The following is a 25317-nucleotide window of genomic DNA, read 5'->3' on the forward strand; positions in this document are numbered from 1 at the left end:
TGTCTCGGCAAGGCGACGCGCAATCATACGGAACTCTTCGCAATTCGCCTGTATGTACCTGATACAAACCAGTGTGTGTGATGAATTCCCTGTCCAGAAGGATGAAAAACTCATTACCCGAACTCATCACACACAGTGCAGTAACTAGACTGCGCAGTAACTAACTAAGCTGCTCATTAAAACTGCGGACCTTGAGCGTGCGACGTGATTCCTCGGTGTTCTTGGTAATCATGCCTCTGAGCGCACGGTCTGCATCCTGGTGAGATTCAAGCCAACGCTCCCCTGCATCGACCAATTTAGCCGGATCAGCATAGCGTGGATAAAGACCACGGCCCGAGAGCGGATCAATCAGACTTTCAGCAACGTGGAAGGACTTGTTCTTCCAAATCCAATCGACGCTATCGAAATAACGCTCAACATAATCGCTGTACAAGGCAGGAATGGCATTATCGGAGAAACCGCCAGCTACCTCCTCGATCTGCGAATTTGTCAGGGTATCGTCATGCAGAGCAGCATCCCAAGCCCAAGCCTTAGCACTGTCCGTAGGCACGGAGGCCTTCGCACCAATGGCAAACTCTCTGTTTTCGGTGGTGTCCTTCTTTGCCAGCTCGGCATCAATCTCGCCATCCGCCAACAAATCCTGGGCTGCAAGCGCTGTAATAATCGCCCAACGCAAGTTGTTATCCACTCTTAGCCCTTCAAATTTCAGGTCACCATTGAGCAAGCCACGCGCATGATCTTCGAAATCAGGATCTACACCATAACCAAGATACGAACGCACCAACTGGAATTGCTCATCCGAGCCCGCCTTGCTATGCATTGCCAGATCCCAAAGATTCTGTGCAACCAGCGACAGCACCGGCTCACGACGACGTCCGGCTACATAGGAATGCGCGGCGGTTGAAAGTTGCCCTACGGCATAACGGAAGGTGGTCGAATGCTTCTCAGTGGATAGAGCTTTCAAAGACAGCCCAATGAAACGTTCGGCTGAGTATTCGCCATCGCGAGTGATATCCCAGAAACTTAACCAGACCAGTGCGCGGGCGAGCGAATCATCGAAACGGTAGAGGTTCTCCTCCGCGAACTTACGCGAGTCCTCATCTAGACGAATCTTGGTATACGTAAGGTCATCATCGTTAATCAGGATGAACGCTGGACGCTTCTTACCTACAACAGCATCCACCTGAGTGCTCTCACCATCAACATCAAGCTCAAAGCGTTCCTTACGAACGACAGAACCCTTGTCGTTCACATCATAGAAGCCCACCGCCAGACGATGCGGGCGCAGCACCGGATACTCCTTAGATGCGCTTTGAGTCAGGGTCATTGAAGTAATAACACCCTCATTATCCGTTTGCACATCCGCGCTGATGGTGTTGATACCTGACTGCTCGAGCCAGAGCTTCGACCACGCGTTGAGATCACGTCCTGAAGCTGCAGCGAGTTCAGTCAGTAAATCGTTCAAAGTTGCGTTGGAATACGCGTGCTTCTCCAAGTAGTTGTGAATACCCTTGAAGAAGTCATCACGGCCAACATAAGCCACTAGCTGCTTGAGTACAGAAGCACCCTTGGCATACGTTATGCCATCAAAATTGACGTAAGTGTCGTTCAAATCGTTAATTGGAGCAACGATTGGGTGCGTCGTCGAGAGCTGATCTTCACGGAGCGCCCAGCTTTTCTCACCGGAGCAGAAGGTGGCCCAATCGCCAGTCCATTCTGTCGCCTCAGCAGTGGCCAATGTGGACATGAATTCCGCAAATGACTCATTGAGCCACAGGTCATTCCACCATTTCATGGTCACATAATCACCGAACCACATATGTGCCAGCTCGTGCAGCACCGTTTCGACACGGCGATTCGACACTGCATCGGTGACCTTAGATTCGAAAATATACGAATCGCGGAAAGTGACCATGCCGATATTCTCCATCGCACCGGCATTGTATTCTGGCACGAAAACCTGATCGTATTTCGCGTATGGATATGGCACACCCCATATGTTGGCATAAAAGGCAAAACCCTTTTTGGTGATGTCGAAGAGGTACTCCGCATCCTTCTCCATCGCATCCTTGAGAGCCTGTCGGCAGTAAAGTGCCATCGGCACGGTACGCCCGTCTTCATTGGCATATTCACTAGTCCACTGAGCGTATGGTCCTACAGCAAATGAAGTCAAATAAGAACTCATCTTTACCGTGGGTTCAAAAACCCAGCGACGTATACCCTCTGCTTGACGGCCTTCACCAAGCGTGCCATCTTGCGTTAGACGGTCGATATTGTTGACCGATGCGACTGGCATATTCGAGATGACTTCCCAAGATTGTGGAGCTTCGACAGTGAAGTTGAAAGTCGCCTTCAAATCTGGTTGATCGAATACTGCATAGACACGTCTGGCATCTGGCACCTCGAACTGGCTATACAAATAGATATTGCCATCGGAAGGGTCAATGCTACGGTGCAATCCCTCACCGGTATTTGAATATTGGCATGTTGCCAGAACTTCTACAGTGTTGTGCTCAGCAAGATCAGATAATTCAATTCTGCTATCAACAAATACCTGTGCTGGGTTGAGCTCCTTGCCGTTAAGCGTAATCTTCTCTACGCTATCCGCGATGAGATCAAGGAAACTGCTGGCGCCTTGCTTGGCATCAAAAGTGAGCGTGGTGTTCGAGATGAAGTTCTTTGGTCCTACCGTAAGATCAAGCTCCACCGTATAGAGCGGATTCGCTACGATTTCGCTGCGCTCCTGCGCTTCAACTCTAGTGAGATTTGCTCCTGGCATTGCACTCCTTATACGTTTATGCGACTTCTGGCCGCTACCCCGACTCTGGCCGGTCTAACTTACTCCGTCAGATAGCCTATCGCGTTCTCAGACGAATGTCAGTATGACAAGGGTCTGACCAATGCATATGCGCGTTGGTCAGACCCATATTCCGCTGTGTTATCAGCAGTGAATCACTTAGTGCTGTTGCTCTTGCACATCCTGTGCTATATCGGCTACAACCGGCACGATCATAGGACGACGATGCAGCTTTCGCGATACCCATCCACCTAAGGTGCGACGCATGATCTGCTGAAGCTGATAGGTGCTACGTGTCCCTTGCATCATTGCATCTTGCAATTGCTGAGTGATTTGCTCACGTACTTTAACGAATTCGCTTTCATCCTCAGCTACAGCATTCAAGAAGATCTTTGGTCCCGAAACCACATCAGAACTATCAGTATCTACTACAGCAAATGCCGAAACGAAACCTTCAGAACCTAGGATGCGACGTTTCTCTAGTTCGTCATCGGTCAACTCACCGACAGAATCACCATCGACATACACATAACCACACGGGACTGATCCAACAACTGCTGCCTGACCATGATAGAGATCAACCACATCACCATCCTCAGCAAGCACTACATTCTTAGGATCAACACCAGTCTTGACTGCGATTAGACCATTAGCCACCAAATGACGATTCTCGCCGTGGATAGGCATCGCACACTTTGGTTGCACAATGTTGTAGAAGTAGAGTAGCTCTCCCTCATCGGCATGTCCGGAAACGTGAATTGCGGCGTTGTCTTTATTGATAACGCGAGCACCCATACGAATGAGTTTGTTGATGACCTTATACACTCCATGCTCATTACCAGGAATGAGCGAGCTGGCGAGCACCACAGTATCAAACTCATTGACAGTGATGTCCCGATGCGTTCCATCCGCAATGCGACCAAGAGCTGCCATGGGCTCGCCCTGAGAACCGGTGCACATATAGACAATCTTGTCATCCTGAATATCATGAGCTTGCTTGAGATCCACAACGGTATTTTCAGGAAGGTGCAGGTAGCCCAAATCTGAGGCTATACCCATATTGCGCACCATAGAACGACCGACAAAAACTACTTTGCGTCCATTCTTATGAGCAGCATCCACAACTTGTTGCACACGATGAACGTGGCTAGAGAAGCTTGCAACGATTATCTTGCGCGTCGCTTCTGCGAAAGCGCGATCCAAAGCCGGACCAATAGTAGTTTCAGGCTTCACAAAACCTGGTACCTCAGCGTTCGTGGAATCGACCATCAGCAGATCCACACCTTGCTCACCAAGGCGACCGAACTCACGCAAATCTGTAATTTTGTGATCTAAAGGCAGCTGATCCAGCTTCATATCACCAGTGTCGATGATATGACCTGCAGGAGTCTTGACCGATACCGCAAGAGCGTCAGGAATTGAATGAGTTACGGTAATGAATTCGAGGGTAAAGGGACCAACTTTGAGCTTATCCCGTCCCTCAACTTCAACCTTAGTTGGATCCAGACGGTGCTCTTTGCACTTCGCATCCACAAATGCCAGTGTCAGCTTAGAACCAATCAATGGAATATCTGGACGAAGTTTTAGCAGATAAGGTACGCCGCCAATGTGATCTTCATGTCCGTGAGTCAGCACTAATGCATCAACCTCGTCAAGGCGGTCTTTGATATAGCTGAAATCAGGCAGAATCAGGTCGACGCCAGGCTGCTCTTCTTCAGGGAAGAGCACACCACAATCGATGAGTAATATGTGTCCGTTGTACTCGACCACATTCATATTGCGGCCTATTTCGCCGAGTCCACCCAGGGGGACGATGCGCATCGAACCCTTGCGATACTTTGGCGGTGGTACCAACACCACTTCTTGCTGCTCAGTCTTATTCCTGGAATTGCGCGAGTTTCCCTGGCGCGATCGACCTCGGCCAGCTCCTTTTGAGCGCCCCTTATTCGAGGACTGACGGTTGTTGCTACGTGTATTCGTTTCTTGTTCTTTTGCCATTCTCACTTGATTTTCTGTTATTTTGCTACCGCCTGTACGGAAGCGACGTTCGACATTCGGCGAACGCGTAGTGCATCAGGGACATTGCTTACAGCAAGCCCGCCTGACGCATGCCTTCTTCAGCCTTATCGAGTTCTTTGGGACCCGGTTCGACATTCGGCAAACGCATTGCCGCCGTGGGTATATAACCCTTGATTTTGAGCGCGGCTTTGGCCATCACTGCTTGGTATCCATCCCCATTCAGCGCTTCGACAATCGGGCTCAGCCGCTCGGCGAGTTCCTGCGCCTTACGAATATCACCACGGTTAAAAGCCTGAGCCAACTCTTGCATCGGTTTGGCAGCCACATGAGCTGTCACTGAAATGATTCCCACAGCCCCGATAGCAAGGAAGGGGAGGAACAAGCCGTCATCGCCGGAATACCAAGCAAGTCCAGTTGCCTTTTTCTTGACTATCGCTTCAGTCAAGTTGCCCGTAGCATCCTTAACTGCTGCAATATGTCCCAATTCAGCCAGTCTGCGATACGTATTGATGTTGACATGTAGTCCAGTACGCCCCGGGACATCATAAATCACGATAGGCTTCTCAGCCACGGCGTTAACCGCTCGATAATGTTCTACTACCCCATTGGCAGAAGGTCGGGAATAATACGGCATCACAATCAGTAAGCCATCGGCTCCGGCTTCCTGAGTCATTTCAGCCATGCGCACAGTGTGTGCAGTGTCGTTGGAACCTGCACCTGAAATAACTGGTACATCAACAGCAGCTTTTACGGCTTTGACTAAATCAACTTTTTCATCGAGATGTGTCACTGGTGACTCACCCGTAGTGCCGTTGACTACAAGACCATCAGCGCCATCAGCAACAAGGCGTTGAGCCAATGTGGCTGCGGCATCAAAATCTACCGAGCCATCAGCCCTCATTGGGGTAGCCATAGCAGGAAGGACGCGCCCAAAAGGCGCAGCGTCTAGCAGTTGCATCTCACCGTCACTCATACATCTCAAGGTACTTCTGGGTTGAGACCAGAGCAAGTCATTGAGAAATTATTGGACATCAGAGTAGTAAACATCACAGATCGAGGAAGGAATCCAGCCCTATCGTTAACCCTGGATACTGGCCAGTTGCCACTTGTTGCACGGCCAACACCACACCCGGCATAAAGGATGATCGGTCAAAGCTATCGGCGCGAATAACCAGTTGCTCACCAGCATTACCGAATAGCACTTCCTCGTGGGCATTAAGGCCACGCAAACGCACAGCATGTACATGAACCCCGTCAACGATCTGGCCGCGTGAACCGCCATCACTCGTGGTGTTGTCGGGCACATCGCCTAGCCCTGCAAGACGGCGAGCAGATGCAATGGCTTTAGCAGTGTGAAGAGCAGTGCCTGAAGGAGCATCAACCTTATCCGGATGATGCAGTTCTATAACTTCGGCGGATTCAAAATATTTTGCGGCGATACCGGCGAAATGATCGGCAAGCACCGCTGATATGGCGAAATTCGGTGCAATGAATACGCTGACCTCAGGGTGTTCATCGAGTGCTTTCCGCACTTTGTCGAGTTTGTCGTCCGTCCAACCGGTGGTCCCGACCACGGTATTAACTCCCTGAGCTATCAACGTCAGTACATTATCCAATGTCACCGAAGGAACAGTGAAATCGACTGCAACATCGGTGTTCTCCGGCGTAATAGCCGCCAGATCATCACCTGCATCCACACCTTTCGCAAATTCCATGCCATCGGTGTTCTGCACCGTCTTCACTACATTTCCGCCCATACGCCCATGCGCACCCACCACTGAGACACGAATCATCCCAAACCTCCATCCACTCGACAACCATGACCAAATTCCACCATACAGCCCCCTAAACAGAGATAACTGCAATAAAAGTGCAGCTATTCGACATATTTTTGGCGAAAAAGCTGCACTTTTATTGCAGTTATCTTGATTCGGAGAGGACTAGGCAGCACCTAAGTAGATGTAACGAGTGTCATCCGAGGGCCAGAAGGGATGTTCATCATCACCCGCAACCACACAATCGTCAGCAGCTGGCAATTCTGCGATTCGTTCGAGTTGCTGATGATCGTAGAAACTGTAGTTGCAACTGGTGTCGGTATGCAGGAAGAAATGGTTGACACCCTGCTCGCGTAAGCGTTGCTTCATGTTGCCAAACAATGTGCCACCAACGCCGTGTCCACGAGAGCGTGAGGAAACAAGAAACAGCTGTAACTCGGCCTGACTCCGATCTTGCACATCAGCGTCTTTGTCCATACAAACTTCAATACCGTGCCAGTGCATCAAATCAGACAGCGCTCTGCAACCTTCGGGGTTGGCAGACATCTGAGCGTCAACAATATTCAGCTTGGTACCCGCCTCTTTGAATAGCGCTGGACGGTCTTCAATCTTGAGCAGCACCACCCCGACAATGTGACCATCTAATACGGCGACTTCACCATCCGTGCTCTCGCGCAAGTATCGCAGTACACTTCTCCGTGCGCTCAAAGCCGCGATAAGAGTACCAATATGAGGCTCAATGTGGAACCACATATCTTCAAAGAGTTTGCAGATTTCGTCCACATCAGACCAAGCAATCTCACGATACATCACCTGACCTTGGCGAGATTCTGGCGTTGTCTTCTCAACCATGTTGTCTGTTGAATTCTGCATAACTCTCTCCTGCGCGGCGATCCGACGCAAAATCTATGTTCTGATAACTTTTTGAATGTTATTACGTTGTTGTAAGTAATAAACCACAATATGTGGTTATGGGAAATCACACTTACCCAGCATGCCCGCTTACGCATCTGCGGACTGTGCCCTTTTATGCATGTACCTCAATCATTGTCAGATGCAGTTGGGACACCAAGCCTGACGATGTCCATAATTGCCTCTCGCGTTTCCCCTAGTACAGGAATTTCAGCGCTCTGTGCTGTCTCCTCACTCAGATAGTAGAGGCAAGCGTCGATGCTGTCCAATTCCACACCTTCTATCACTGAGAGCAATAAGCGATATATCTCTAATTGCATCAGCTTTTCCTTACGTTCGGCAGCACTTCTCGGACGGCGTCCCGTTTTCCAATCGACAATCGTAAAACGCTTAGTCGTGTCATTGGGGTCTAAGCCACCTTCGAATATGGCATCTAACTTGCCGTTGACCACTGAACCATCAAGATATGCCACGATCGGACGTTCCACCCAAAGCACTGTTCTGCTCGCCCACGCCGATGCTGCCAACCTTCGTTGCCACATACTTAGTTGCGCGTTAACAGTCGAGCTCATAACGTCACTACTCACTGCACTAGCATCCTGAGCTTCATCGATTGCGCGTAGCATTCCCTTCCTCATCTGCTCAACATCTACTAGTCCTCGATCATCGCCTTGCGAAGGTGCGTCACTGTCGATGCTTGGTATCAAAAATCGACTTGCCCACTCATGGAACATCGTTCCAGCAGCGGCTGAGGGGGACGACACCTTGGGAATAGGACGAACGACACCTTGCCAGTACTCTCGTTCATGTTCTTCAGAGAGCACACCTGATCTTGCCTGTATAGCTGTCACATGCTGTGTGCCGTGTTGAAGAATACGACCGCCAAGATTGCGCAGCTCCTCAAGGTTCTCAGAATTGATAGATGGACCACCGAAACGGCCCACGGTAGATTGCACCACACGTTCAGCCTGAGCAAACAATGAAAACTCTGCGTTGTATTTGCTGTCGTCTGCATCTCGTAACTCACTGGCCAACTCTGCAGAGCGCTCCAACGCAGCTGATACTGAGGGCGTTAATGAGATGGGCCAGAGAGCAGGCTGAGCATTAACATGGCCAATTGAGGGGGCATCCTGCTGTGCAGATTGCACAACAGCGCATTCGTATTCCTGAGCATTGGCACCGACAAACAAGCCCACCGGAGGCATGGCTTCACCATCATTAACCGCACGACTGCCTCCGGATGGCACGCAGGAATTGTCACGAATAAATAAATCTCGTAATTCCACCCAAAAATTGGAAGCCACACCTTCAACATCTACCTGCTGAGTATCCAGAGCTGCCATAGGATCGCTGGGGGTGGCTGCGAAAGTCAGCAGGATATCGTGTTTTGCACGAGTAAGCGCCACATATGCCAGACGACGCTCATCGTCATGTTGTCTAGCACCATATTCCTGCATTTGTGTTAGGAAATGCTCACTGCGGTGCGGCACACCTTGCTGAAGCTCATCTACTGATGGGAAGGGACGCAAAGTACCGAAGGCCTCATCCACAATGGCATCAAGCGTAAGATTTCCTATCGTTTGTACTGGATCGCTGTCAAGAGAAGCATCATGTGGTAAACGTGGCAGTATCATCGCATCAGCACGCACCGGTACCGGCACTGCAGTTGGATCACTAAGCCAGCTGTTCGCAGTTTGTTCATAACGAATTGATGCGTAGTCATTATCCTCTTGCGTATTGTTCTCATCTATACGCGTGATACTCAGATAGTCGCCTTGACTGCTAGGAAAACTTCCATCTTTTAACCCCACTAGAGCTACAGCATCCCATTCAAGACCTTTAGCTTGATGTATGGTCATCAGCACTACATCAGCATGATTCTGCTGGGCAGATGATGGCTCATCAGGGCTTTTTCTCATGGAATCTAGCCAAGCAACAAAACCGTAAAGACTTGCCACACCGTCATCCGGCAGATCAGCAACAAAGTTATCAACCAAGCTGTCAAGAGACCCCAATGTTGCGGTAGCTTCACTGGCCTGTAAACCATCCGAGGGTTGTTGTATTACGCGCGAGAGCACTACATCAATATCGAGGTCTAAAGCCTCAATCGCACCCCTTACTGCCTGCTTCACACCAGAGGTGCTCTGAGATTGAGCTTGACGCAATACTCGTGACGCACGACACAACGAACGCCATCCATCCTCGCTAAACCGACTTTTCGCAGCATTACCGGATTCAAGAGAGAAACAGCGTTCATCCATCAACACGTCTACGAGGAACACACCATCCGGAACCAAATCACGATGCAGCCGAACCGCCTGAGCAAGATCCTTACCGAATAAGCCGTTAACAACCACACCTGCCTCCACAAGCGCACGGTAGCGGTGTTCGTTGTTGAGATCCTCGCACCATCTAGCCAAAGCGTTGAGATCACGTGGCGAAATTCGATATCGTGCCGAGGCTAGCAAGCGCATCAGCGAAGCCGAATCCGTATGGTCGCTGATAACGTGTAGCACGGCAAGCACATCCATTATTTCGGGTTTCTCCAACAAAGCGGAGTACCCTACCACTTCACAACGTAGTCCGGCCGCTTGCATCGCATCACGATATTTTGGCATCTCTGATTTAGAGCGAAACAGCACTGCTACGTGTGGAGCTGAAATATCAACGCGATCATCCCCACCAGATTTTTTACCGAAACGTGTAATCGCATGTTTGGCGAAACGAATTACTCCATCGATCTCTTGTGCGACAGTCCGATACCCCAACAGACCGAGAGTGCCTTCATCAGCTTCATCTCTCGGGCGAAGCTCATGCACCTCAACTTCGTGCATTCTCGCACTGGAAGCTGGACCGCTGTGTTCACGCAGATTACGTGTTAAAGCATTTGCTGCTCGAAGCACAATACGAGGATTACGAAATGTGATAGACAGCGTATTCGGCTCACGCAGGGTCCCGAATTGTTCCTGAAAAGTTCGAAAAGCACCTGGGCTGGCGCCTCTCCATGCGTAGATAGATTGGAAGGGATCCCCCACTGCAGTTACAGATGTGGTATCCGTGACTGCTGCCCCATTCCCCTCTTCAAAAGTTCCGGTGCCGCTATGGAACGAAGCATCAGTGTGAAAAAGAGCAGCCAACAACATTGCCTGGGTGGTTGACGTATCTTGATATTCATCCAAAAAAACGTGAGAGAATCGTTTGCGATATTGCGTGCCTATGGAGGGGAATCGCGTTAAGAGCTGGAAAGCAGCCAAGGTAAAATCGCTAAATTCCGCCATACTCGCTTCACGTTTCGCCCGTTGATATTGCTCAGCCAAAGCAAGCAACAACTCACGTTGACGTGCAACTCCTAACAATTCATGAGCTTTGAACAGCGTTTGCTGATGCTGTCTATACCCCATCTGACGAATCTTCTCGGCATAATCTGAATCAGAATCTTTCTTCAGACGTTTCGGAGCCTTCAATTTGACATCCGTGAATGCTACTGCAGGTATCTCCTCACCATGCATCCTTTGCTGCAATGTGGAGATAAATCCCTCATCCCATTGACTCACACGCTCGGCAGCTTCTTCAAAGCTTGGACATTGTTCACTAATCATCGCACTCGTGCACGCATGCGCTAGTGCCAACACCTGATCCACAATCGTACCGAAGGATACAGTCGGTACATCAGCTTCATCGTCATTGGAAGACTGATTGCTATCAGCTCGCGCCTGTCTGAATGCCTCGAAAATTGTTTCACTGTTCTGATGGACCACTGAAGCAGCGAGTTGGTATGCACCAGCATCACTGAGAGGTTGAGTCTGCTGATCCATGCCTACCAATAAGCCATAACGACGAACGATAGATTGGAAGAAAGCATCATAGGTAAACACTTCTGGTTTCAGAAAACCCTTGTCTGCATCAAGTTGCTTTTCCGTAACCTCGATGTGATTCGGAGTAGGGTCTAGTCCTTCACTTTGCACAGAATGCTCTTCGGCAAGCACCGCTGCCGACACTCGTGAAAGCAATTCAGAAGCTGCCTTGCGAGTAAAGGTGAGGCCTAAGATTTTCTCAGGTGGAACCCCTTGACGAATGAGGTTGATGATACGAAGCGTCATCGTCCAAGTTTTACCTGAACCTGCGCCTGCAACGACAAGCAAATCACCATGGATCGGTGCCCCAATCACGGAATGCTGCTCAGCAGTGTCCCTCATCCCTTATCCTCCATCACACTGTTATGCAGTGCCTTCCAAGCAGGGCATCCCTCTGAACCACCTTTGTGACAACGATCGGCATTAAACTGAGCCAAATCGCTACTCAGTGACAGTTTCACACCTGCTGCAAAAAAGACACGCGATATCATGGTCAATGCCCAAATTCCTTGCTGCCCACACTGTTGCCGCACAAAACTCCATACTCGTTCACTGACACCAGACGGTGTCTCCTCAGGTAACTCATCTGGCTTATACGATGCGTCGATGGTGGGTGAACCCGTTCTCGGAACGAATACTGAATTAAACTTGCCCTCTCTAATCAACGCAGGCTGATAACTTGATTCCTCTGCTCTCGAGGTTGCGGGTGCATCAGACACAGCAACGTCAAAGAGTACAGCCTGAGAAATGCTCTGTGGTACATCACCATTGCTAATATCACCAGCACCAAAATATTGTCCCAACTGATAACACACCAGTTGCAAATCTGAAAATACTTCCCTACGCGAATGTCCTTTACCGGTTTTGTAATCCACCAATCGTGTTACTCGTTGGCCATTCAAGATACGATGCTCAAGACGATCAATACGACCTGAGAGTTGTACCGCTAATCCGGTGTTCACCTGCGCGGGGAATCCCCCAACCAAAGCTGACATCACCGCACATAATTCTGGCAGTTCCAGCAAGTACTCATCGCCATACGTAGCGTTCCATATAGAAAGTATGTCTGAGAAAGTCAGTCTGGCAGTGAATGGCAACTCGCATTCCACACTTTCCAGCTGACCAACGTCAATAGGCGCTTTGCCTGATTGCGCATAATTCTTTTGCACACTCCGTACAAAATATGAAGCAATATTGCTCATGATTTTGCGAGCGCTGGCATCTCGACGAAGCAGGTCATAGTTTTGCTGATAGTTGGGTGGACTACTGAGCTCATGAGAAAGCTGCTTGTACAAAGCCATCATGACATCGGTTCTGGAATCAATGAGAGTTTGCTCTCCCTGATGTTGTAGACCCTCATCAATGCTTTCAGCCTTATCCAAACCTTGTTCGCTGGCCAACTGCGCTACATGATGCACTACTGTGCCAAAGCTCATATAGATTGATCCTGGCTGCGGGCCGCTGAGCTGCCTACCCAATGCCCATTCAAGTGGACATTGCCAGATACTGTCTACAGCGGAGGGAGACAGTGTGACCGTAATCGTGGACTCTGCGGTGGTGTGTTCGGCAGTCTGCAAAGAGTGGACTGTCGCCTCATCTGCAGCGCCGGATATATCGAGCACCGTTGACGAATCCGAGATGGGCATCTGCTGCTCTACCTCACCATGGTGCGTGTCACCACGGTAGAGAAATGCCCAGGAATCAGGATTGGCTGCTTGGTATCCAAGACTATCTAACAGTCTCAATGTGCGAGATGCGTCTTCAATCTCGCGTTTGGTTGGAGCCCCGCCCGGTGCCATATCGACAGTATTTCCATGGCTATGTTGCTTTGTTGCCTCGCTCATTGATGCTCTGAGTAACACGCTTCGTGCCACAGTGATTAGCCCGCGTGGACTGAGTTCTAGACCTCCAAAATCTGAATGCTCGCCATTGGACGATCCAACCTCAGTAAATTGTGCATGCGTTGCATCATTCACACGAGGGCAGAGTTCTGGTAAATAGCCGAAGAGGAAGTCAGAAGGGACAGTATCCTCATTCCAAACGGCGCTCCATATCGCCTGTTGCGAAGCTCGGCTCAAGGCCATCAGCATATTTTTCTTCTCCGCATGCAATGTGCTGCGCAAACGGCCGCCAGCAGATGAGAAAACGAAACCGGCTGGCACATCATGAAAACGCATCACCAAATCAGCAAGATCTTCGGTACCAAACAAAGTATCGCGTTGCGTAACATTCGGCCATACCCCCTCTTGCAAAGTAGGAAGCCACACCAAAGGCCAGCGCTGTGCCTCCGCCGCTGCTCCAGCTGGCGTGGTCAAGGTCACCGCATGCTCCACCGGTCCGATGTGTGCCAAGGAATCCGCTTCGATTTGCATGCCTGAGACCTGCGTAATAAATGCATCAACATTGTTGAAGGTCTGTGTGCCAGAAGCAAATTGGAACAAACGCATCATTGCATCAAGGCGGTCATTGGCGAGCTCGCCTCGATGTGTGGCAGATAGTGACTCACGTTGCCACTCACTTGCTAGTCCACAGGCATCCCAAGCTTGCCACAACACATATTCTGGTTCAGAAACATCCAAAGCAGAAATCCCTGAACACACTTTGTGCAATATGTCGCATAAGCGTCTCAAAGCATCAACGTCAGCATCGTGTCCATGTTTTGAGGCGATCGCGTCCATCATATTCAGCAGATTTTCCCGATCTTGCTGTTCAGAAAGCAGTAGTACTGCATACATAGAAGATCGATTGAGTGCTCCCTTCGTTTGGGAGCGCGAACGTCCTGTAGCAGTCAGAGAATCGTCGACAACTATGCCTCGTTCATCGAAGCGTTGCTGCCTCATGGCTTCGATGCCCTCGTGAAGACGCTTCCACACGAGCATCAGTTGCGAGGCTTTAGAAGCGTCTGAAGATTCAGAACTGCGATTATCTTGATCTCTTATCTTGTCATTGAACGCGACCATATTCACGGAGATTTTTTCTCCGTCAGTTCGGTCCGTACTCGAAGATGCGTCAGAATATGCAGTTAGATTATCGAGTTTGGCCAAAGCCACACATGAATCCATCAGCATATCGAGGCGCTGCAAACGCACTGGTCGTTCACCTGCGCCCTCAGGCATCTTCGCCATAACAAGCGGGCTCGAAAGCACAGCTCTGATGCGATTACGAATCCACTGAGCTTGAGTATCACTATCTGGAATCGTTTGCGTGCTACCAGCGACATCGCCTGAATGAGTGTTACACCGCCGCTCCGCTAATTCAATCAGAGCAAATAAACCTTGTACAACAGGTTCTTCCCTAAGGGGTCTAGTAACTGAAGAATACCGAACCGGTACACCCTCTTGACGTAGCCGCTGCCCGAAGCTCTCTACCGTCACATTATCGTGAGCGATAACCGCCATATCGTTCCAATCTCTGTCATTCGCCAAAGATTCGTGCTTAATCTGCCAAACTACGTGAGCCAGTTCTTCCTCTGGAGTATGGAATAGATGCGCTTGGATGCTACCGTCCTTAGACGTACCATTCTCAGCACTGAGCTTTCGGATAGGCAGCGATCCTTCCCACTGCGGGAGTTTCCCTGGCCTTCGAGGTAGAGCTGTGTTTTCTTGCTCTTCGCTGGGTATGCTCAACGAAACTCTGGCCGCCACTAAATCCAGATAGCTATGACTTTGTTGCTCTGTTAGGTTAGCCGCATCCAACAAAGGTCTCGCCGGCAAAAGAATTCTTTTAGCATTCAAACGACCCAGCTGACACGCATTATCGAAAAGATGAGCGTGAGCTCGCTGGGCATTGTCCATATTGAGCACCTCAGCATGTTTCTGGCTGGTAAGCCCAGTAGTTATGCGCAGATCAAGGTATTCAGGGTACGAACCTCTGAACACCTGCACTGCTTCATCGCTATTGCCCACTAATATCAGAGAACACCCATGCTTGTGGACTGATTCAGACGGTGCTGATTCAGACAGCGCCTGCAGCAATGACATCCCCGCGAGAGTGACATCTTGCCAATCATCAACAACTAACAATTTCGGGATACGCAGCAATTGAGGGTTGCTTCGGACTGCTTGTGCAGCCTCAACTAACAGCCGAGATGAGTCCAAACGAGCCTCGTCGGGGTATGTGCTTTCTATATGTTCGGCGTATTCACGCCACAAGCTGAAAGCCAAACGCCATTGTATTTCGAGTGATGACCGCTCCTGCTCGGGCAACATAGTTGTTTGCAGAGCATCTATGACCTCTTGCTCGTCGTCAAATTCCAAACCTAGTTCGTTGATACGGGCGAGAGTGTCACGTAGCTGGGCCACGAAGTCGGCTCTGATGGCATCCGATAATGTGGGCAAAGAATCCAATCCGCCATCGCTCTGTTGCATGCTGCGCATAAACGCGCCGGATTGATATTGCTCACCACTCGTTCCTATTGATTGTTGCAAGTCTCTGCCGGTAAGCATATTGACCCAGGATGGGACATTACCGTAATACTTGCGTAGTAGGCCACAAGATTCACATGAATCTCCCCTAAGGACATGTTGAACATGCTGCGCTAACACGTTCCTTAAGAGTGTTTCCTGTTCCGCGCCATTAAGCAATTTCGGGATGGGCAAATGCTTGGCACGATGATCTTCATTAAGTAGACGAAATGCCAAAGCTGACAGTGTGCCAACTGGTCTTGATTGGTCGACGACTCCTCTAGACTCGATCACTTTTCTACTCATATGAGCAGCTGCTTGACGTCCTGAGACCACCATAAGGGCATTATCAACGCCGAAAATCTCAATACCTTCCAGAAGACTTGCGAGTGCAAAACTTGTTTTGCCACTGCACGGTGGTCCTGTCACCACCAAGCTTGAGGTGCTCTCACCGTTATCGTTGCGCAGTGTGCCGCTAAACAGTCGCCTTGTCAAGGACAGCGCCTGCCTTATACCTTTGTCCTCAAGATCAGTCATATCCTCAAGAATATGACCTGGTCTGTCCGTCCTCACGGAACCTTCAGAGATCAGCACATACAGGATTGAGCTATTGCATAGTTTGCTGTCGGCAACTGCCTAAACGCGATGCCCCGACTGGGCTTGTCATCAGTCATCTCTGGGACCGTAATAGTCAGACCTACACAGGATTTCAACAAACATCAATACGGCTATTCGTCGCTTTGGCGGATAGTGTGAACGACTGCGACAAAGACTGTTCCTCAAAAGCTGACACGGCGAGGATATGTTAAGGCATCGGTCATGGATGTTGTTGCGGAATGTATCCATACCCTGCCTGAGATAGGTAAGTAAGTATTCGTACCGCCAAGACGGTGCACTGCAGCGTAACTTTACGACACGGGAGATTATGAAAACATCAACATACGGCTGGGCGATGAAGTTCTCTTTGCTGTCGATATCCATGCTCTTAACCTCATACAATGCCATCGCCGGAGCATTACCTGCCCTTATTCAGCAGTTTCCAGAGCAATCTCGAACCAATGTGGAGCTATTAACTACTGCTCCGACTTGCGCAATGATTGTGATGATTATTGTTTCTGGATTACTGGCTAAATCAGTAAGCGACCGCACTCTGGTAGTTACCGGTATTTCAATAGCCACCATATTCGGTATCATTCCCTTCTTCATGACTAACAATTTCTGGTTGATTATGGCCTCACGCATCGGTTTGGGCATCGGTCTCGGTCTCATTAATTCCTTGGCTGTAAGCATGATTGGCAAATATTTTTCAGGAGAAGAACGTGCCACACTGATGGGCTTCCGCAGCGCTTTTGTATCCTTGGGACAGGCCACATTAACACTGATTGCAGGTTTCCTACTCAATATGGGCTGGCACGGACCGTTCCTGCTGTACCTATTGGCAATTCCTGTATTGATACTCTTTGTGTCTTTCGTGCCCAAAGAACCAGTACAACGCACTTCTGAAGCAGTTTCTGATCCAGGTGACAAGCAGCATATTAACGGGTCGATTTTGGTAATAACTGTATTCCTATTTTTCACAGTCACGATGTATACAGGTGTGACTGTCAGGTTATCTTCGATCATTACCGCCTCAGGCTTCGGCAGTATGCAACAGGCCAGTACACTGCTGAGCGTTATGGTATTTTGCGGGATGCTGATGGGATTCGCCTTCGGCAGGGTTCATCGTGCACTCAAACGCCAAACACTGACCCTTGGCGTGGTGTTCCTTGCCGTCGCTTGCTATATCGTGTATTTTGCCCCCAATTTCCCGATTCTGTGCATAGGTGCGCTGATAGCAGGTTTGTCATACCCAACAATGATCGCCTACTGCTTCAACAAAATTAACGAAGTCTGCCCACCACACTCGTTAAATCTATGTACTTCAGTGGTGTTAGTAGGCTGTAACCTCAGTATTTTCACAGCTCCGTACATGCTGAAACTTGCTGCCATGGTCACTTCTTCCGACGCTTTGCAATCGCCCTTCATCGTCTATGGTCTACTAATGACCGCTCTTGCCCTTGGATACGGCTTGTGGTTCGCACGACGCAAACCGCAAGGGATAGAATCATAGCAATGAGAATAGGCGGTGACTGTCGCCACAGTAGTCACCGAAGTTAGGGGCATCTGATGTCTTGGGGAACTATCATTACCATCGTTGTAATTGCTGCGATTTCTATAGTGTTGTCCATATTTTTCAGCGTTAAACGACGCTTAGACAAGAAGTCGCAATCGGAGCCAAATCCTGAACTACGTCAGGCTTATCAAGAAATTCGTAGGCAGATTGACCAAGGTCACGCTGCCTCTGGACGTTTCTTGTAAAAACTGCATTTTTGCAGCATGACCACAGTACCCTTCAAAAGTTCATGCCCATACGGGCTGGTCGGTATCAGGAGGAGCACCAATTTCGGATATCGCTTGATCTATTGATGCTTGAACGGTGAGATGTGCGGCGTCGATTCTATCCAGTCGAAACCATCTGATGGCCTGCTTCTGATGACAATATGCAACGAGATAACAGATACCAAAAGTTTTACCCAACAATTGTGGGTCAACGCGGCGCTCAGTCGCATGTCCATTCAAATCTGTATAACGCATGGATACAGTACGTCTCGTTGCCAACGCATTTTCAAGTATCCGCTGTACTTGCGCATTGACACGCTGTTCTTCCTCAGTGTAGTTAATCCATACTCTTCCCGCTAAACGTTGTGCTCGTCACCGCAGGTTTCCAGAGAGTCCATACATTTTTCACAGCATGTTGAATATGTTACCGAGATGTTGAAGGCTGTTCACACACCGGTGGTCTTGGTAGCGCATAGCGGTGCAGGCGCTGTTGCCACAGCGGTGGCAGCGCGGATCATGTAAGTATCGGAATGAATAGCCTGGCAATACTCACATGACCACCCACATTTGCATGCTGTTGCTCACTGATTACTGTGACAGTCTCGTGGCCCACTCCTGCAACTGCTTAGCCTGATTCTGTCGGATCACAGAGAATCGTAGTTCAGACTCCCCAGAGTAGACAAAAAGCGGCATGGTCATCCGCTCTATTCCCCGACGTTGGCGCATCCACGATGTCTGCCTCTGCACACTCTGGATTCTCGATCTTCGAGTAACCACCCAGAACAGAGCGAAACCCCGTGCACCCGAGACAACGATTCGATGGTCGTCCAGTAACTGGAATCCTTCGTATCTTCCCCGCAGCCAACGTAACAAACTCCACAAAGCACCGAGAATCAGAGGAAGTAACGCCCACCACAGCAATATTTCTTCATGCTTGATTACTGCGAATAGTACAACCGACAGCACGGCCAATGTCGTCGTTACCCAAGGCACAAATAGTAGATATCGTGTCAGATGACGAGCAGTGCGTTGTACATGAGGATTGGGAATGTCCCATTGAGGCAACACTCGTGCAAGCGTATCAATGAGTTCTCGCTGTCTGATGACTGGCAATACACTGATGCTAGTGGAGTCTCCGTCGTCGTCTTCACCGTGTGAGGCGCTGAGTGCCAGAGTGACAGAATTCAAGTGCAACATGCGACGAATCACTGATTGTTGAATGCCTACGCTCTGGATTCTGTCTACAGGAACAGTCACTCTTCGCCTGGTCATCAGCCCGCGAACGATGACCAAATCATCCTCTCTGCGCCACACTTCAAAACCATAAAATTGCAGCATACTGTTGGCCACACTCACCAACATGATCGAAACCACCAAAAATAGCACCAGCAATATCACCACGAGCACTCCACCCCTGAGAAAACTGCTTACCGTGCTCGCCGCTTCGTCGAAAAGCTGCTCTGAAACCACGTCTCTGACTCTGTCAAACAGTCCGAACAACGCCACAATTGCAGCAAGAAACCGTAAATCGGTGAGAGCGTACAACAAGATATCTGAGGTCGAAGCTCTGTAGAGTCTTGTACCTTGCACCTGAGCCTGTTCAGGCTGTTGTACGCCCTCAGTTGATGCACTACCTCCGGCAGGCAGAGTCTCTGCAGAAAACTCTTCATGCGTTGCAGCACTATCTAAGCGAGACGAGTGTGATGCATTCCTCAAATGCTCAAGCTCATACTGCACCTTGGATGGCACCGCTTTGAGCAACATATCAGCGGAGGTTATTCCTGCACTAGCAATGTTGAGCTTTACCACCGAAAACGGTTTGTAATAGAAGGGCTCATCACTACTTATCGCATGAATATGCGAGTAGGCGATAATATTGTGCTTACGCACTACGATGCCAGAATGGTATTCAACTGATTCGCCGGTCAAACGGTATTTAGTGTTGAGATAACTCAGCAACGGAGCAATAACGCAAGCGCAGAGCACTATGGCCGTACCGACGGCCCAGATTGTCCAACGTGGCGGATTAAAGCGAAAAAGAATCACCGCAACTGCAATAATCAACGATACGCTGCTTTTGATGCCATCTATAGCATCTACAACCAACGCCAAAGGATGCAGCAGCCGCCAATCCCCAATCTGTTGATTGCCTTGGTCAGACTGGTTGTCCTGGTCAGACAGTTCATCCTGGCTTATATTCGCTGTTTGCATGCTCACAGGTCTGCCTTTTCAATACGAACCTTGGCAGTGATTTGGCTCACCACGCTTAGGGCATCATCAACGTCCAAGGCATCGATGGTGTGCGAGCCTACAGCTGTATGAACTTCAACGGACATAAGAGAGAATGCACGTAGCAATGGACCTTGCTTCGTCTCCACATGTTGAACGCGGCTATAGGGAACCACTGTCAGATTTCGAAAGAACCAACCCTTGCGGATTGAGACTTCGTGTTCGCCAAGAATGAATCGATTCACAGCATATTCGTATCTCGACAGGAATGGTCGCACCACAAGATCAAGAATTGAAAGGATAGCAGCCACACATACAATTACTCGTTGCCAAAAACCCCACCACCCAATATGTATCAATATTCCGGCCGCAACTGCGCAGATAAGCAACACCACAATATCTGAAATCGCAGAGGACAGAAACCATACACGTATTACTCTGCGTGGAAGCCTATTCCAGCGTTCCTCATTATCCCAATCTGTATATTCCGCTTGCAATTGCTGAGAATCTTCAACATTTCTATTGAAATCAGCACTGTTATCCTGATACAAATACCCAACTCCTCTGAGTCGCGACACGATTGATTCGTGTATCTGTGACTTTTCTCCCGCATTAACCCTAACAGTCGCAATTCTTGAGGCCGAATTCTCATTGTGTAGGGATTTTCAAATAGAACGCCAACCAGTAAGAATTACTCCGTTGCAATAACGCCATTCATCTCAGACCAAACCATGCTGCAACTTGAAAATCCCTACACAAACGGATATCCAGATACTGATAGCTAGCAATATCCCACGAAAAATGGTGTTTTACCACACACAAAAGGGGTCTGATTGCGTGTACACGCAATCAGACCCCTGCAATCACCAACCCACCCAACAGCGAATCAGTGTCACTCTCGTATTTTAGAGAGCTGTGTCACTTGGCGTTGTATCATCAGTGCCGCCTAGTCCGGACTGACCTCCCTGGTCATTGAGGAAGTCATCAGGATTGAAGTCATCTCCGAGCTTGAGATCCCCAAAATCAATATTGGAGAAATCAACATCACTCAAATCTGCATCACTCAAGTCGACATCACTTCCGTCACCACCCAAGCCGAAGTTTGGATAGATCGTGTCACGAATAGCCTTATCTGGCTCCACAACAGCATTGTGATAACGAGCAAGTCCAGTTCCAGCAGGAATGAGCTTACCAATGATGACGTTCTCCTTAAGACCCTTCAAATCATCAACCTTCTGGCTCAACGAAGCTTCTGTGAGCACACGAGTTGTCTCCTGGAAGGATGCCGCAGAGAGCCATGAATCAGTCGCCAGGGAAGCCTTGGTAATACCCATCAGCTCAGGACGACCAGCCGCCGGACGACCGCCATTCTTCACAGCTTTGATGTTCGCAGCCTTGAATCGTGACTGATCAGCCAGCTCGCCTGGGAGCAGGTCGGTGTCGCCAGAATCAATCACCGTCACGCGGCGAAGCATCTGGTGGACGATAACCTCAATATGCTTATCGTGGATATCCACACCCTGTGAGCGATATACATTGTGAACCTCTTCCACAATGTTTACCTGAGCTGCACGAGGACCAAGGATTCGCAGGATCTTCTTCGGATCCATTGAACCCTCAATGAGCTGTGTACCTGCCTCAACTCGATCGCCGTCTTTGACCAGCAAGGGGGCGCGACGAGTCACGGTGTAAGCAATCGGCTCGACTGACGAATCATCGGGGCTCAGCGTAACCTGACGGCCACGGTCAGTATCCTCAATCTTGATAATTCCTGGGAACTCGGCAATAGGTGCTTCGCCCTTAGGAGTACGAGCTTCGAAAAGCTCGGTCACACGAGGAAGACCCTGAGTGATATCCGAAGCTGAAGCAACACCACCGGAGTGGAAGGAACGAAGTGTCAACTGAGTACCAGGCTCGCCGATGGACTGTGCTGCAACAATACCCACTGCCTCACCAACATCAACCAACTTGTTGGTAGCTAGTGACCATCCGTAGCACTTGGCACACACGCCGCGCTTAGATTCACAGGTCAGCACGGAACGCGCTTTGACTTCCTCAACACCATGAGCTACGAGATCACGTAACACATCCATGGACAGTGCATCACCGCTCTTGTACAGAACCGTTTTGCTATCTTTTGGATCTAGCACATCGGAGGAAAGCAGACGGGAGTATGGGCCACCGTCAGCGTTCTTCACGAGCACCAAGTTACCTGCTTCGTCACGCTCTGCGACCTTCATCGGCAGACCACGCTTAGTACCGCAATCCTCTTCACGCACAATAACGTCCTGAGAAACATCAACCAGACGACGTGTGAGGTATCCCGATTCTGCAGTACGTAGTGCCGTATCAGCCAGACCCTTACGAGCACCGTGCTGAGAGATGAAGTACTCCAGCACTGATAGACCATCACGGTAGTTCGACTTGACTGGACGAGGAATAATCTCGCCCTTCGGGTTTGCCACAAGACCACGCATACCAGCAATCTGACGAATCTGCATCCAGTTTCCGCGGGCTCCAGACTGCACCATGATGTTCACATTGTTGTCAGAAGTGAAGTGCTGCTGCATCGCGTCTGCAACCTTATCGGTGCATTCGGTCCACAGGTTAATCAGCTCTTGACGACGTTCTTCATCAGTTAACAGACCCATATCAAACTGTGCATTAACCTTATCGGCTTGCTTCTCGTAGCTCTGCACGATTTCATCGCGCTCAGGTGGCGCCACGATATCCGAGAATGCCATAGTTACGCCGGACCACGGTGCACGGGTAAAGCCAAGATCCTTGAGCGCATCAAGGGTAGCTGCAACCTGTGCTGTGGAGTAGCGGGTAGCGATGTCATCAACGATGCCAGCAAGCTTGCCTTTAGCAACCTGCTCATTAATGAAGGGGTAGTTAGTTGGCAGAGTTTCATTGAACAGAATGCGTCCGTAGCTAGTGGCGAAGAGGTATGAGCCATCGCTCAGACGCTCTTCCTTCACTACATCTGGGCTGCCTGGCTCTGGGTCTACAACCTTGAGTTCGCTTGGTTCCCAATTCTTTGAAGGTACAAAATCGGAAGCCACTCGAATGAGTACCTTCGACTGCATCTCGATTTCGCCGAGATCCAAGGCCATATGCGCCTCAGCGAGAGTGCTGAAGATACGTCCCTGTCCCTTGGCTCCGTCCTTACCAGTAGTCAAGTAATAGAGACCCAGAATCATATCCTGAGAAGGCATAGTCACCGTGTGACCATCAGCTGGCTTAAGAATATTGTCAGATGCCATCATCAACGAGCGTGCCTCGGCTTGTGCCTCAGCGCTCAAAGGAAGATGGACTGCCATCTGGTCACCATCGAAGTCGGCGTTGAAAGCAGCGCAAGCCAGAGGTGGAAGATGAATTGCCTTACCTTCAACCAAAATCGGCTCGAAGGCCTGTATGCCCAGACGATGCAGTGTAGGTGCACGGTTCAGCAGTACAGGGTGCTCTGAAATGACCTCTTCAAGCACACCCCACACTTCGGCATCGCCACGGTCAACCAAACGCTTGGCACTCTTCATATTCTGCGCATAGTTCAAATCCACCAAACGCTTAATAACGAAGGGCTTGAACAATTCCAATGCCATTGGCTTTGGCAGACCACACTGATGCATACGCAGGCTAGGTCCAACCACGATCACCGAACGACCTGAATAATCGACGCGCTTACCGAGCAGGTTCTGACGGAAACGTCCCTGCTTGCCTTTGAGCATATCGGAAAGAGACTTGAGCGGACGATTAGAAGCACCGGTAACAGGGCGTCCACGGCGACCATTATCGAAGAGTGAATCCACAGCTTCCTGCAGCATTCGCTTCTCGTTGTTGAGCATAATCTCAGGAGCACCTAGCTCGATAAGACGCTTCAAACGGTTGTTACGGTTGATAACACGACGGTATAGATCGTTGAGATCAGAAGTCGCGAATCGTCCACCATCAAGCTGCACCATAGGACGTAGATCAGGAGGGATAACTGGAACAACATCCAAAACCATAGCCTCAGGACTATTGCCATTGGATAGGAAGGCGTTAACAACTTTCAGACGCTTGAGAGCACGAGCTTTACGCTGGCCAGTACCTGTCTCAATCTCCTCGCGAAGTTCCTTCGACGATGATTCAAGATCAAATGCCTGTAGACGCTTCTTAATAGCTTCTGCGCCCATGCAACCTTCGAAGTAATCGCCGTAACGATCCTCCATTTCACGCCACAGATCGACATCACCTTCCATGTCGCCTGGCTTAAGGCTCTTAAAGCGGTCGAATACGGCACTCAAACGCTGAATTTGATCGTCATAGCGCTGGCGGATTGAAGCCATGTCGCGCTCTGCGCCGTTTCGCAGTTTGGACTTCACAGCACCCTTGGCTTCTCCTGAAGCCTCAAGCTCTGCCAAGTCTTCTTCGATTTTCTTAGCGCGTTTCTCAATCTCGTTATCGCGCGCCTTCTCGAGATGATTAATCTCAGTATCGAACTCATCCTGAAGATCTGGAAGATCTTGATGACGCTGATCCTCATCAACTTTCGTCACCATATACGCAGCGAAGTAGATAACCTTTTCTAGATCCTTCGGCGCAATATCCAGAAGGTATCCCAGACGCGACGGCACACCTTTGAAGAACCAAATGTGAGTCACAGGAGCAGCTAGCTCGATGTGTCCCATACGCTCACGACGCACGCGCGAACGGGTGACTTCAACACCGCAGCGTTCGCAGACGATGCCTTTGAAACGAACACGCTTGTATTTGCCACAAGCACATTCCCAATCGCGTGTAGGTCCAAAGATTTGTTCTCCGAACAGACCGTCCTTCTCAGGCTTCAAAGTACGGTAATTAATAGTTTCAGGCTTCTTTACCTCACCGAAGCTCCAGCTGCGGATATCCTCTGCCGTAGCCAGGCCGATTCTCAGTTTGTCAAATGCGTTGACGTCCAGCACTCT

General features: G+C 49.7%; 13 protein-coding genes. 2 read left to right on the forward strand and 11 right to left on the reverse strand.

Features of this window, described 5'->3' with window-relative positions; all coding sequences use genetic code 11:
* Positions 1–160: 160 nt before the first annotated feature.
* The 7 genes from pepN to LKI20_RS08720 form a co-directional block, all read right to left on the reverse strand.
* Positions 161–2779, reverse strand: a complete 2619-nt coding sequence (gene pepN / locus LKI20_RS08690) for an aminopeptidase N (RefSeq protein WP_291772853.1) — start codon at positions 2777–2779, stop codon at positions 161–163.
* A gap of 177 nt (positions 2780–2956) precedes the next feature.
* The gene (locus LKI20_RS08695) at positions 2957–4795 is read right to left on the reverse strand and encodes a ribonuclease J (protein WP_291772854.1); all 1839 of its coding nucleotides are present in this window, start codon (positions 4793–4795) and stop codon (positions 2957–2959) included.
* A gap of 88 nt (positions 4796–4883) precedes the next feature.
* Positions 4884–5789 (reverse strand): 4-hydroxy-tetrahydrodipicolinate synthase, encoded by a 906-nt coding sequence (gene dapA / locus LKI20_RS08700; protein WP_291772856.1) that lies wholly within the window; start codon positions 5787–5789, stop codon positions 4884–4886.
* Positions 5790–5862: 73 nt separating this feature from the next.
* On the reverse strand, positions 5863–6609 hold the full coding sequence (dapB, locus tag LKI20_RS08705; RefSeq protein ID WP_291772858.1) for a 4-hydroxy-tetrahydrodipicolinate reductase: 747 nt from the start codon (positions 6607–6609) through the stop codon (positions 5863–5865).
* Between the two features lie 147 nt (positions 6610–6756).
* Positions 6757–7464, reverse strand: a complete 708-nt coding sequence (locus LKI20_RS08710) for a GNAT family N-acetyltransferase (protein ID WP_291772860.1) — start codon at positions 7462–7464, stop codon at positions 6757–6759.
* Between the two features lie 167 nt (positions 7465–7631).
* Positions 7632–11699, reverse strand: a complete 4068-nt coding sequence (locus tag LKI20_RS08715) for a UvrD-helicase domain-containing protein (protein ID WP_291772863.1) — start codon at positions 11697–11699, stop codon at positions 7632–7634.
* Complete coding sequence (locus tag LKI20_RS08720) at positions 11696–16333, reverse strand: PD-(D/E)XK nuclease family protein (RefSeq protein WP_291772864.1); 4638 nt, start codon at positions 16331–16333, stop codon at positions 11696–11698. Before LKI20_RS08720 ends, LKI20_RS08715 begins: the two co-directional genes overlap by 4 nt.
* 352 nt (positions 16334–16685) lie before the next feature.
* On the opposite strand from LKI20_RS08720, the gene LKI20_RS08725 reads away from it, so the two are divergent.
* On the forward strand, positions 16686–17870 hold the full coding sequence (locus LKI20_RS08725; RefSeq protein WP_291772866.1) for an MFS transporter: 1185 nt from the start codon (positions 16686–16688) through the stop codon (positions 17868–17870).
* 56 nt (positions 17871–17926) lie between these two features.
* Positions 17927–18118 (forward strand): hypothetical protein, encoded by a 192-nt coding sequence (locus LKI20_RS08730; protein WP_291772868.1) that lies wholly within the window; start codon positions 17927–17929, stop codon positions 18116–18118.
* A 42-nt stretch (positions 18119–18160) separates the two neighbouring features.
* On the opposite strand, the gene LKI20_RS08735 is transcribed toward LKI20_RS08730, so the two are convergent.
* The 4 genes from LKI20_RS08735 to LKI20_RS08750 all read right to left on the reverse strand — a co-directional run bounded on the left by LKI20_RS08735 (position 18161) and on the right by LKI20_RS08750 (position 25314).
* Entirely contained in the window at positions 18161–18481 is a 321-nt protein-coding gene (locus LKI20_RS08735) for a helix-turn-helix transcriptional regulator (protein WP_366936184.1), read from the reverse strand.
* 246 nt (positions 18482–18727) lie between these two features.
* A complete protein-coding gene (locus LKI20_RS08740; RefSeq protein ID WP_291772871.1) occupies positions 18728–20350 on the reverse strand; it encodes a PH domain-containing protein in 1623 nt (540 codons plus the stop codon).
* Between the two features lie 2 nt (positions 20351–20352).
* Positions 20353–20919: a PH domain-containing protein gene (locus tag LKI20_RS08745; RefSeq protein ID WP_291772873.1), complete on the reverse strand. Its 567-nt coding sequence runs from the start codon at positions 20917–20919 to the stop codon at positions 20353–20355.
* Between the two features lie 354 nt (positions 20920–21273).
* Positions 21274–25314: a DNA-directed RNA polymerase subunit beta' gene (locus tag LKI20_RS08750; protein ID WP_291772875.1), complete on the reverse strand. Its 4041-nt coding sequence runs from the start codon at positions 25312–25314 to the stop codon at positions 21274–21276.
* Positions 25315–25317 lie beyond the last annotated feature (3 nt).

Origin of the sequence: Bifidobacterium sp. (genome assembly GCF_022647885.1) — a bacterium.
Lineage (GTDB): Bacteria > Actinomycetota > Actinomycetes > Actinomycetales > Bifidobacteriaceae > Bombiscardovia.